This is a genomic window from Lactobacillus amylovorus DSM 20531, assembly GCF_002706375.1.
Classification (GTDB): domain Bacteria; phylum Bacillota; class Bacilli; order Lactobacillales; family Lactobacillaceae; genus Lactobacillus; species Lactobacillus amylovorus.
In genome coordinates this window covers 1272989-1285613 of sequence record NZ_CP017706.1, presented here as the reverse complement: position 1 = coordinate 1285613, position 12625 = coordinate 1272989, and the positions used below count along the sequence as shown (strand labels likewise).

At 39.2% G+C, this 12625-nt stretch carries 10 protein-coding genes; 1 reads left to right on the top strand and 9 read right to left on the bottom strand.

Annotated elements, in window-relative coordinates:
- Positions 1-89 precede the first annotated feature (89 nt).
- Complete coding sequence (locus LA20531_RS06620; RefSeq protein WP_099202307.1) at positions 90-1088, bottom strand: cytochrome C5; 999 nt, start codon at positions 1086-1088, stop codon at positions 90-92.
- 156 nt (positions 1089-1244) lie between these two features.
- Between LA20531_RS06620 and LA20531_RS06615 the strand changes: the two genes are divergently transcribed.
- Positions 1245-2492: an MFS transporter gene (locus tag LA20531_RS06615; protein WP_056940729.1), complete on the top strand. Its 1248-nt coding sequence runs from the start codon at positions 1245-1247 to the stop codon at positions 2490-2492.
- A gap of 158 nt (positions 2493-2650) precedes the next feature.
- On the opposite strand, the gene LA20531_RS06610 is transcribed toward LA20531_RS06615, so the two are convergent.
- The 8 genes from LA20531_RS06610 to LA20531_RS06575 all read right to left on the bottom strand — a co-directional run bounded on the left by LA20531_RS06610 (position 2651) and on the right by LA20531_RS06575 (position 12522).
- Positions 2651-4021 carry an IS4 family transposase gene (locus LA20531_RS06610; protein ID WP_099202305.1) on the bottom strand — a complete coding sequence of 457 codons (1371 nt, stop codon included), beginning with the start codon at positions 4019-4021 and terminating at the stop codon, positions 2651-2653.
- Positions 4022-4211: 190 nt separating this feature from the next.
- Positions 4212-4703, bottom strand: coding sequence for an O-acetyl-ADP-ribose deacetylase (locus LA20531_RS06605; protein ID WP_099202303.1), 492 nt, complete (start codon positions 4701-4703; stop codon positions 4212-4214).
- Positions 4704-4857: 154 nt separating this feature from the next.
- Entirely contained in the window at positions 4858-5715 is an 858-nt protein-coding gene (locus LA20531_RS06600) for a sugar ABC transporter permease (protein ID WP_013438713.1), read from the bottom strand.
- A gap of 2 nt (positions 5716-5717) precedes the next feature.
- Complete coding sequence (locus tag LA20531_RS06595; RefSeq protein WP_056939581.1) at positions 5718-7076, bottom strand: carbohydrate ABC transporter permease; 1359 nt, start codon at positions 7074-7076, stop codon at positions 5718-5720.
- A gap of 79 nt (positions 7077-7155) precedes the next feature.
- Positions 7156-8382 carry an extracellular solute-binding protein gene (locus tag LA20531_RS06590; protein ID WP_056939580.1) on the bottom strand — a complete coding sequence of 409 codons (1227 nt, stop codon included), beginning with the start codon at positions 8380-8382 and terminating at the stop codon, positions 7156-7158.
- Between the two features lie 88 nt (positions 8383-8470).
- Positions 8471-9577, bottom strand: a complete 1107-nt coding sequence (locus tag LA20531_RS06585; protein WP_056939579.1) for an ABC transporter ATP-binding protein — start codon at positions 9575-9577, stop codon at positions 8471-8473.
- A 22-nt stretch (positions 9578-9599) separates the two neighbouring features.
- Positions 9600-10265 (bottom strand): beta-phosphoglucomutase, encoded by a 666-nt coding sequence (gene pgmB, locus LA20531_RS06580; RefSeq protein WP_056939578.1) that lies wholly within the window; start codon positions 10263-10265, stop codon positions 9600-9602.
- Positions 10258-12522, bottom strand: coding sequence for a glycoside hydrolase family 65 protein (locus LA20531_RS06575; RefSeq protein ID WP_056939577.1), 2265 nt, complete (start codon positions 12520-12522; stop codon positions 10258-10260). The genes pgmB and LA20531_RS06575 overlap by 8 nt, the downstream gene beginning before the upstream one ends.
- Between the last annotated feature and the right edge of the window lie 103 nt (positions 12523-12625).

The following is a 12625-nucleotide window of genomic DNA, read 5'->3' as shown; positions in this document are numbered from 1 at the left end:
AATTCGTAAGCTAATTATTTTAGACAAAATAAAAGTGCTAGATGAGTATTCCATCAAATCCTCATCTAACACTAAATTAAAGTTTTTCCTTATTCAAAATTATCTTGTTTTACAAACCGATAAATTGCAATGACCAACACCATGATTGAGCAAGCCATACCGACATAAGCCATTGTTCCGATGTGTACCGCATTATTAGCGGCTGCTCTGGTCATTTGATTTTCCATGGCATAACCGACAACCCATCTACGCATCAAAACTGGCGTTAGAACAAAACTGATCGTTGTAATTAATGACGTAATCAAAGTGGCATTTCTTGAATATGGCTCTTTAAAGAATTGAGCCAAAACGCAAATAGCTGGCGCAATCATTAAAAGCATGATCCAAATAATGATCCAGCGCCCAGAACTACTACTCATCATTTGTGCACTGTTAGTTGCGTAACGATATGAGCTCCAAAGCTGACCGCCCGTGATAGTGTTAAGCAAGCTTAAGAAATATGAACCTTGTTGGCCGTAGTAGCCACCATTATTTGAAAGCACGCCTTGGACGATTTGGAAGCTATCGGTTGATCCTGCCGATGAGAAGTCGACCGTTACAACCTGCTTCATATAAGTTGCCAAAAACATGACCATTGAGCCACCAAGTTCAAAGGCACGTAGCATGCTTAATTTTCTCGAAGCCTTCATATGGAATTCCAGACTCAGTACACGATCTGGGTGGTGACTACGTCCGATAACGAAAATTCCAATAATAACTAGCACGAGTAATGCTGCCAGGCCCCACCACATTTTAATCATAATGAAGAATAGGGCTAAAACGATGATCGCTACGGAAACATAAGGACGGTCCGAGAAAATCGTCCAAAAGTTTAGCTTAACGTGATGATAATTCTCTCTAGAGGTATTTTCTCTAGATGCACGAGCAACATTAGCATGATCAATTGGTTGCGGATTGCTAATTTTCCTACTTCTAAATTCTTCTCGGCTATTTACTTTGCTTCTTGAATAATTAATCCGGGATTGATCAGCACCTGCTTGGCCATGCTCTTTTTTCATCCGGTATTCTCGCCGTGACATATGTGCCATCTTTTGACAACTCCTTCCTCGAATCACTATCGTAGCACATTATAATTGCAATAGTTACGCTTTATATAAGAATTTGAGGAAAATTTTAGCTTTTTGCATGTGCTAAAATTAATATTATTGATTAACATTTATTTTTAGTTTGAAAGAGATGACTTTTTGACTACTGCAAAATCTATTGCCTTTCCTGCTGGCTGGCATAAGGCCTTTTATACCCTATGGCTAGGCTGTTTTATTACCGGTATGGGTTACTCAATGACCATGCCTTTTGTTTCACTATTCATTTCTGATTTAGGTAATTATTCCAAATTTCAAATCAATCTTTACTCAGGTTTGGCATTTGCCATGACATTTATTGCCCAGGCAATTGTTTCTCCATATTGGGGAAACTTAGCTGACCGTAAAGGCAGAAAGTTAATGTGTATGCGTGCCTCTGGTGTTATGGCATTGACCATCACCTTAACCGGTTTTGCACCAAACGCTATTTATATCGTCGTTATGCGTTTTATTCAGGGAGCTTTTTCCGGTTATATCAATAATGCAACGGCATTAATGGCTGGCGAAACGCCGCACCAACGAAGTGGTTGGGTAATGAGTCAAATGATGACCGCCGGAACTGCCGGCAACCTAGTTGGTCCACTTTTAGGTGGTGCATTATCAAGTTTCTTTGGTAACTGGCTTGGCGGTGCCTGGGGCTATCGTATCCCATTCTTTATTACTGGATTTTTGATGTTCCTAGTATTTTTAGGCACCACATTCTTGGTTCACGAAGACTTCACTCCAATTTCTCGTGAAAAGATGAAACCTATGGGTGAAATCATGAAGAGTTTGCCTAGTGTAAAATTGATCATCGTTATGTTCATCACTACCATGCTTGTTCAATCATCAACCATGTCAATCGATCCTATTGTTTCGCTCTATGTTAAATCGATGATGCCTAACGGTAAAAACGTGGCTTTGGTTGCCGGTGTTGTTGCCGCAACACCAGGACTTGGTACTTTGATTGCTGCATCAAAGATTGGACATAAGATGGATGAAGTTGGACCTTTGAGAGTATTAAGAATTGGTTTAATTGTTGGCTTTATCCTATTTATTCCAATGGCATTAACTAATAATCCGTGGGTTCTGGCAGGTTTGAGATTCTTGTTAGGAATTGCCAGTGCGGGGATGTTGCCAGCCGCTCAAACTGTTTTGACCTTGAACACACCAAGTGAAAGTTTCGGCCGTATTTTTTCATATAACCAGTCATTCCAGGCTGTTGGTGCCGTTCTTGGTTCATTAATGGGTTCAATGATTTCCGGTTTATCAAATTATGCAACAGTATTCTGGGTAACTGGATTTACTCTTTTACTCAACTTCTTGTTGGTTTTGATCTTTGCCTGGGGAATATCGTATCGCGATGAATAAACATACTATCAAAAAAGCTGTTTAGTTTGAAACCAATGTCATTAAGTTAAGACATTGACAATTAATATTAGACTTTTAAAGCACTGATTTAACATTTAATTGGTTAAATTGGTGCTTTTTTCGTACAACAAATAAGGCATAGCACAGATTCTGCTTTTTTAAGCTACGCGATATAAATAATATACAGCTGATTTGGGCTTAATATTTCTCTTGTCCTTGCGGCCTGGTCTAATTGGAATGGTATAATAGCTGATCTGAATAAGGATCCGTTCAAAATCTTGCGTTAAAGAAGAAGCCAAATACATGCTCTGAATAATCAAGCATGATTGCTTGAAATTGATGGCATATTGATACTTGCAATGCTTTTGCGGAATATAGGCCTGTGCATCAATTTGACTGATTGCATTAAACATAATCATATGGGCATAAATTTCCATTTCAATAAATTTATCTTGTTTGGAATGGAACTGTACGCTGCCTAAAGAATACTTCAATTTCTTGAAGGAGGTCTCAATACCCCAACGCAGATGATAAAGCTCTTTAATTCTTTTTAGCGAATAATTTTTTCGATCAAGATTGGTTAGCACAACTTCCCATTCTTCTTTGCCTGATTTGGCATCATTAATTCTAAATTTGCAGGCTCGAAATTTTATTGTGCATAACTCGCCAAAATCCCAGCTTAGATCCTGGGTATTTTTAGAGCGATACTTAATATATTGGCGATAATGATGCTGGACATGGTGAATATTCTCACTGGCTTTATGCGTGATGTAGTAATAGTTAGAAGTAGTTACCAGGCAGGAAATCTCACGATCACATTCTTGATCAGGCAATGTCGTTATTTCTTTAACTCCGCCTTGTCCAGCCTTAGTTCGTATTATGTAATGACAGTTAGGCAGGCGATTGCAGTTTTCAATCATATTGAAACTAGTGTAGCCACGATCCATTGTTACAATATATGGACCACAATTCAAAGCTTTAAGCATTTGAACAGCCACTTTGCGTTCATCCATTTCTGATTTAGGCTGAAAAATACAATCCTGGTAGGTATTATTCAATAGATCATATAAGGCATTAACGTGAATTTGACAATAGGGTTTCTTTTTATGAGAAGAAGCTTGTACAATGTTATTCGATTTCGGATTCCAGATTTGATTAAAGTCAGAGCCATCAATGGCAAACAAACGGTAGTGATGATCAAAAAGTTGAATATTAAATAGATTTTGATTAAAAACAGTCAGAATATGTTTAAAACAAGCAGGAGAAAGCTGGCTTTTGCGTTGAACATAGGCAGAAGTACTAACTACTTTATCGTTCTTTTTAGTTGCATCTTCGCCAAAAGCTCTAAAGAGTTCACTGTTTAAATTCTGACCTTGCATGTTAATTGTAGTTTTAAGGACTGTCGCTGCATCTAAATTGCGTTTCCTGGTAAAAGCATGAGGATTATTAATAAAATCGTGAATATGATCCCCAGTATTATTGATAATTTGATCAAGACGTTCTAGAATATTCTTATGAAGGGCTTTCATAATTAACACCAGCTTTCTGGCAATAATTTTGAAGGTTTAAAATATATAAGATAGGCGAAAAGGCAGGTCTTTTCGCCTTTATTTTATACAAAAAAAGAGATCGAATCCAAATGATTCGATCTCTAAAAAAGCCCCCTTAATTGTCAATGTCTTAACTTAATGACATTGGTTTGAAACTAAACAGTTTTTCTTATGCTGCAATTTGCTTGTACAATTGATAAGTTTTATCATCATATGCACACATAGCAACTTGCATCTTATATGCTTTATTTTCTTTTTGCCAATCTGTAATTGTCTTATAAGCAATTTTTGCTGGGAAACCAAACGCTCCAGTAGATATGGCCGGAAAGATAATACTGTGCAGATTTGCATTTTTAGCTACATTTAAAGAGGTACGATAACAAGATTCCAGCGACTCATCATCGCTATGCATCCCAGAATATACAGGGCCAACCGTGTGAATTACATGTTTGGCAGGCAAATCATAGCCTAATGTAATCTTCGCATCTCCTGTATGACAACCGTGTAGCGTCATACATTCTTCTAACAAGCAAGGACCAGCAGCTGCATGAATAGCACCATCAACGCCACCTCCACCAAGAAGCGAATTATTAGCTGCATTAACGATGGCATCTGCCTTCATCTTGGTAATATCGCCCTGAATTATTTTTATTTTATTCACTTTTATGTCCTTACGAAACTAATCCAGTTTCTCCCGCCTTCATTCTAGCACGCAAAGATCTTGATAGTTCGAAAATAAACCACTCTTTTTTATCAGCGCTACACAAAAACGCCTTGCACAAAGCAAGACGTTTTTAGCATAAGCAAATTTTTGATTAGCCCTTATCTGCACCAGCAGTAATTCCGTTAACATAGAACTTCTGCATGAAGACAAACAAGATAGTAATAGGGATCGCGATGATTACACACCCTGCAACGAATTGTGCGAAGTATGCAGTCGCATTACCTTTGGCTGTGTGCACCATGTTGTACAAACCATAAGCAACCGTGTAGGTCTTGGCATTTCCTGAGGTTGAAAGAATAATACCTGAGAAAATGAAGTCTGTCCATGGAGCAATGAAAGCAGTCAAAGCAGTATAAACGATCATTGGCTTTGAAAGTGGTAAACCAATGTGGATGAATACTTGCCACTTAGTAGCACCGTCGATTTCGGCAGCTTCGTCAATTGATCTAGGAATAGTATCGAAGAATCCTTTAGCAACGTAGAAGCCAAGGCCGGCACCACCAACGTAAACCAAGAATAAACCAAAGAGGTTTAACATGTTAAGACCCTTTAAGATGTAGTACAAAGCGATCATTGACATGAAGCCTGGGAACATCCCAAGAACCAAAGCAATTTGCAAGAATGGTTTTCTAAATCTAAAACGAAGACGTGACAGAACGTAAGCAACTGAAATAGTCAAGAATGTTGAAACGATCATTGATGCAAGAGAAACAATCAATGTGTTAATAATCCAGTTACCAAATGGATATTGTGGGTTCGTAAAAATCCCAATATAGTTCTGCAACGTGAATTGTTCTGGCCAGAAGGTCGAAACAAATCCAGTATCGTTATATGAAAAACTTGCTAAGACGATCCACACAATTGGTAAAATCCAGATAATTGCTAAAAGCGCTAAGAGAATATACCGGAAGATTAATGAGAGCCGTCTTTGATTTGTATATGACTTCATGTCTAGCCCTCCTTGTAAGCATTAGTGTGTCTGTAAGCTATCAGCGAGACAACCGCACTAATAATGAAGATTAAGATACCTAGTACCGCTGATGCGTTATAACGTTGCTCTTGCCCGAAGGTCAAGTTATATAGCCACGTTACCAGCAAGTCAGTCGATCCGGCGCCGTTATATTTACTGTTCATTGGTGCACCACCAGTCAGCAAGAAGATAACGTTGAAGTTGTTGATGTTACCAATGAATTGTTGAATAAGTGAAGGTGCCATAACAAATAAGATTTGTGGGAAAGTGATTGATCTGAAGATTTGTGCTGCGTTAGCACCGTCAATCTTGGCAGCTTCAATTTGATCCTGTGGTAAGTTTTGGATAATCGCAGTTGAAACTAACATTGAAACTGGGATACCAATCCACATGTTAACGATAATAACGGTTAATCTTGCAACTAATGGAGAAGCTTGGTTGTCAATAAAGTGAATTGGCGAACTAATCCAGTGCAAGTTCATCAAGATGTTGTTCAAAGCACCTTGGTAGTCCAAGAATTGAGCCATCATCAAAAGTGATACGAATTGTGGGACAGCCCAAATAATTACGAAGATAGTTCTCCAGAATGCCTTGTACTTAATACCCTTTGATTCGATCAATAAGGCAAGCAATACTCCGAAGAAGAAGGTAGTAGCAGTAGCAGCTACAGCCCAAATCAAAGTCCAGCCTAATACTGGGAAGAAAGTACCAGCAAGGTCACCACTAAGCACATTACCGAACGCTTGAAACCCGGTCCAAGAGAAGGCAATTGGGTGTTGACGATCATAGTTGGTAAAAGCCATCGAGATCATGAAGACCGTTGGCAAAACCGTGAAGAACAGAATACCAACTAATGGAATAAACATTAAGGTTGCGTGCAAACGAGTGTCGAGCAAACTCTTAAGTTCTTCAACGTTAGTTGCGATATGTTCACCATCACGCTTCAAAACGTAGTTGTGTCTAGTTGATTTTAAGTTGGCGATGTAAAGAGCAATCATTACAATACATAACATGATAGCCAAAACACCGAACAGCAAAATCAAAACTGAGTTTGAAGGTTGCTTGGTGACATAAACACCTTGCGCGGCATCATAGACAACTTTTTTTGTTTTATCAGTACCTAATGTAGCTAACGAGTTTAAAGTTGGAACACCGCTAAGTACGAACCAAGCAATGAATACGATTTCTGAAATCAGAAATACGAGACCTTTTGCCCATTGCTTGTTGGATAAGGCGTTGCTACCCATTATAAAGAATGATAATTTGGTAGCAGCATCGCCTTTAGACCATACTTCGCGATATGTTGCTTTAGGAGCTACATGCTTTTTCTTTAGAAACATAACTTCTCCCCTTCTTAGGCAAAAAGGTTGGAATTTTTTGCCAACCTTTGCTTATGCTTTAAGAAATATTTGATTTAAATTATTTCTTTGAAATATCTTTTTGCAATTTAGCAAGCTTTGCTTTGTATTGTGCTGGCTTGATCTTGCCGTCGTAAGTACCACTGATAAGTGGAGCTGCTTCGTTCCAGAATGTTGCCATTTGTGGAAGCTTTGGTTGCAATACTGAGTTACCTGGCTTAGCCATTTCAATTACAGCTTCAGCAACTGGGTCACTCTTAACAGCACTTGAGTTTACAGCAGCCTTAAGTACAGGAATTTGACCAGCTTCCTTGTGAGCAATTAATTGAGCTTTCTTGTTAGTGATGTAAGCAGCTAACTCTGAAGCGGCCTTAGCGTTCTTGGTGTGTGAGTTAACTGCGAAGCCTTCGATACCAAGGAATGCTTCCATTTGTACTTTCTTACCACCAACGTCAATCTTAGGATACTTAGCAACTGCGAAGTTCTTGCCTAAGATCTTCTTAATGTTAGCTGCGTTCCATGGACCATCAAGAATAGCTTGTGCGTTACCCTTCTTCAATTGGTTTAAAGCGTTTGAAGTTTGCATTACGCCCTTGTTGTTCTTTTGAGCTGCGTACCACTTCAATGCGTTTACACCGTTAGTTGAGTTAAATGTTGAACCCTTAAGGTCTTCCCCGTTGTCACCGTAAAGCTTTGTACCTGCTGAGAACATTACTGGCCACATTACGTATGCGTTAGTAAAGTCAGTAGCTACAACACCCTTAGAGGTTAAAGTCTTCCAATCCTTAACGTCGTTGGCAGAAAGCTTAGACTTGTTGTAGTAAAGAGTTTGAGCTTGTTGTGCGTATGGGAATGCGTAAATCTTGTTCTTCCAAGTTACACCCTTTGATGCAACGCTAATGTAGTTAGCCTTAATGTCTTTAGTTGCTGAAGGTGAAAGTGGGTTAATGTAACCAGCTTCAGCCATTTGACCTAATTGGTCGTTAGGAACTTCAAATACATCGGCAGCCTTTGATGGGTCCTTACCAACATCAGTCTTAGCGTTAGCTGAACCGTTAGGACTTTGAACAACACGAACCTTAATGTTCTTGTTCTTCTTAGTAAAGTCCTTAGCAATTTGCTTGTAGTAAGGAACTTGTTCAGTATCTACCCAAAGGGTCAAATTAGCACTCTTGTTTGAGCCGCTACTACTACTTGATGAATTTGATGAACCGTTTGAACAAGCTGCAAGTGACATAGCAGCTAAAACAGCAGTACTACCTAAAGCCATTTTCTTCCAAAACTTCATGACTTTTTCCTCCTAAAAAATCAAAACAATAAACAATTTCTTAACAACAGTAGCCTTTGCTACATATGGTTGTAAGCTTTAATTAAAATTAGTTAACGATAGCCTTTGTGGTGTCTTTATCAAAGAAGTGAGCTTTGTTAACATCGAAGCCCATCTTTACCTTATCGCCTGGCTTGTGATAATCACGAGCGTTTACCAAGGCTACAAATTCAGTTCCGTCAACTTCTTGATAAAGTTGGATGATTGAACCCAAAAGTTCTGAAACAACAACCTTGGATTCAATAACTGAGTTTGGCCAAGTTTCCATAAATGATTCTTCTGAGTGGATGTCTTCTGGACGAATACCAAAGACAACATCCTTATCGTTGTATCCCTTTTGTTCAAGCATCTTAGCTTTACCTTCAGGGACTTCGATATCAAGACCCTTGCCATCAGAAATTCTTTGGTCTTTGTAATGGACGTTAAAGAAGTTCATTTGAGGTGAACCGATAAATCCAGCAACGAATTGGTTAACTGGGTGGTTGTAAACCTCAAGTGGTGTGCCAATTTGTTCAACCTTACCTACTGACATAACTACGATTCTGTCAGCCAAAGTCATGGCTTCAGTCTGGTCGTGAGTTACGTAAATAGTGGTTGTGCCAAGTTGTTGGTGCAGCTTGGCAATGTTGGCACGCATTGATACACGAAGCTTAGCGTCCAAATTAGAAAGAGGTTCGTCCATTAATAGAATAGGGGCACTACGTACAATCGCACGCCCTAAAGCAACACGCTGACGTTGACCACCGGACAAAGCGCCTGGCTTTTTATCTAAGTATTCTTCCAAGCCCAACATCTTAGCGGCCTTATGAACACGTTTATCAATTTCAGCTTTATCTACGTGACGTAATTTAAGGCTGAAAGCAATATTGTCATAAATAGTCATGTGTGGATACAAAGCGTAGTTCTGGAAAACCATCGCAATGTGTCTATCCTTTGGAGCGACATCGTTCATTACCTTGTGATCAATTTCCAAAGTACCTTTACTGATGTCTTCCAAACCAGCAACCATTCTTAATGTAGTTGACTTACCACAACCAGACGGTCCAACGAAAACGATGAACTCCTTATCTTTAATATGTAAGTCAAAGTCATTTACAGAATACTTATCATTTCCTTCGTATTTCTTGTAAATATGGTTTAAATCAACCTCAACCATTGTTTTCCCTACTCTCTAACTTTTATTCTTTTTCTTCAAAAACTTTTTCAATTTCACTAAGCTTAAGATCAGCAGTTGTTGGAACGATGTAGTCAGCTTCCTTTAAAAGCTCTTTATCGCCAATGCCGACTGCAAATTGATGAGCAGCCTTAATTGCTTCAACACCGGCCTTAGCATCTTCGAAGCTGATCACTTCGTTTGCCTTTAAACCAGCAATTTCTTGCGCCTTGATGTAAATTTCTGGATCTGGCTTACCATGGTGAAGAGTTGCTGGATCAACGATTCCATCAAATTCATCCATGATGCCTAATCTAGTTAAAATCTTAGGTGCATTCTTTGAAGCAGAAGCAATTACCATCTTTAAGTTTTGCTTCTTGGCATCTGCTAATAATTCAGGAATACCAGGCAAGATGTCCTCTGGCGTCATTGTTTCAACTTGTTCAACAAACTTAGCGTTCTTTTCTGCAGCGAATTTTTCTTTTTCTGCTTCAGTGTATTTGTCTTCTTGACCGCCGTATTTCAAGATCAAGTTAAGTGAATCCATTCTTGAAATACCACGTAAGCTATCAAGTTGAGCATCCGTTAAGGTAATGCCTAATTCCTTAGCTAAATTGTTCCAAGCTGTAAGGTGAAACTTAGCTGAGTTGGTTAAAACACCATCTAAATCGAATAACAATCCTTTAAGCATTTGTAGTTTCACCTTCTTTAAGAGTAACTTTCTTATCATGAACTAAGACATCAATGTCTTCGCCCTTAAGCAAAGTAAGCTTAGTTCCTTCATGATCAACATAAACTTCGATCAAACGACCGCGGTAGTTAATCTTAAAGCTGTAGTGATCCCAGCCTTCAGGAACAAATGGGTTGAACTTCAATTGATCGTGGTCGTAACGCATACCTGCGAAACCTTGAACAATTGCAAGCCATGAACCACTCATTGAAGTGATGTGCAAACCATCAACGGTATCGTTGTTGTAGTTATCAAGGTCAAGACGAGCAGTTCTTTGGTAAAGCTCAACAGCCTTCTTTTGCTTGCCAAGTTCAGCAGCTAAGATTGAGTGAATACATGGTGAAAGTGAACTTTCGTGAACTGTTAATGGTTCGTAGAAGTCGAAGTTCTTTTCCTTTTGTTCCATCGTGTATTCATCGTTCAAGAAGTAGATACCTTGTAAAACATCGGCTTGCTTGATGAATGGTGATCTTAAGATCTTGTCCCATGACCAGTGTTGGTTAATTGGGCGTTGATCTTCGATTTCGCTAACTGGACGAATGTCCTTGTCTAAGAAGTCATCTTGTTGTAAGAAGATGCCGCGTTCCTTATCTTCTGGTAAGTACATCTTGTCTACAATGTCTTGCCATTTAGCTTTTTCTTCATCAGTTACGCGAACTCTTTCTTGAGCTTCCTTAGTGGCAAGTGGCAAGCGTTCCAAAGTGTATTTAAGGAGCCATCTTGCCATAGTGTTGGTGAACCAGTTGTTGTTGACGTTGTTTTCGTATTCGTTTGGACCCGTTACACCGTGCATTACGTACTTGTTACGCCACTTTGACCAGTGAACTCTAGCTGCCCAGAATCTTGCGGTACCAACTAAGACGTCCATACCTTCGTTCTTAACGTAGCTGTCGTCGCCAGTATAATCAGTGTACATAGCAATTGCGTGAGGAATGTCCGCATTTCTGTGGATTTCTTCAAAGGTGATTTCCCATTCGTTGTGACATTCAATACCGTTAAAGGTAACCATTGGGAACAATGCACCTGGCAAACCTTGTTCCTTAGCGTTATGGTAAGCACCTGGCAATTGATCGTGACGATATTGAAGAAGTGCTCTTGTAACGCTTGGCTTGGTTACGGCTAAGTACATTGGAACGATGTAAGCTTCAGTGTCCCAGTAAGTAGCACCACCGTACTTTTCACCGGTAAAGCCTTTAGGACCAACGTTCAAGCGTTTGTCTTCGCCGTAATAAGTCATGAATAATTGACAAATATTGAAACGAATACCTTGTTGAGCTGCATCATCGCCGGCAATTTCAACATCACTGGTTTCCCAGCGCTTCTTCCAAGCTTCGGTATGATCTGCTAAGTTTTCACCGAAGCTCTTTGCTTGAAGTTTCTTCATTAAATTGTCAGCTACAACAGCTTGATCCTTGTCTTCAACGTCGCGGCTAGTTACAACAATGACATCTTTTTCAAGTTCGTAACTTTCGTTTTCGTTTAAGTCTACTGAAAACTTTTCGCTTAATTTTGCATCTTCAGTAGTAACGTCGCCGTTAACCGTTTCACCGTTATGACGTAAGCTTTCTTTAAGCAAAACAGTGAATTGTGGAACGTCATAAGGATTTGCCTTAGTTTTAACTTGGATGCTCTTTTCATCCTTGTCTTCGCCAAGTGGAATCCAGAAGCGATCACCGTAGTTACTGTCTTCGTTAACAACAGTACCGTCTAAAGTTGAATCAAAATCAATCTTTGCGTGACCTTCAAGTACAGTCGCTTTAACTTTGATCAAAGCAGCTTCTTTTTGAATGATGTGAAGGAAACGTTCAAATTCAAATTTTACTTTAACGTCCTTGCCTTCATAAACAAAGCTTCTTGTAAGAAGGCCTTGGTGCATATCGAGTGCTAATTCAAAATCGTCAAATTTTACTTTAGCCAAGTCGACCTTTTCACCATTTACTGTAATTCCAATTCCGATAAAGCTTGGTGCGTTAGGGGTCTTACCAAAGTATTTTGGATAACCGTTCTTCCACCAACCAACTACAGTTTTGTCTGGGAACCAAACCCCAGCTAAGTATGTACCTTGAAGACTGTCACCTGAGTAACCTTCTTCAAAGTTTCCTCTCATACCCATGTAGTCATTACCGATTGCAGTCATACTTTCTTGCAATCTTTTATCTTTTGGATCGAAGTTATGGGTAATTACCTTCCAAGGGTCAATTTCAAAAATTCGTTTCATAAATTACATATCTCCCGCAAATTATTGATGTGCTCTTTTGTTTACGCTTTCATTATCCTTGAATTGAAAGCGGTTTACAATATCCAAATGCATGTTACCGGTA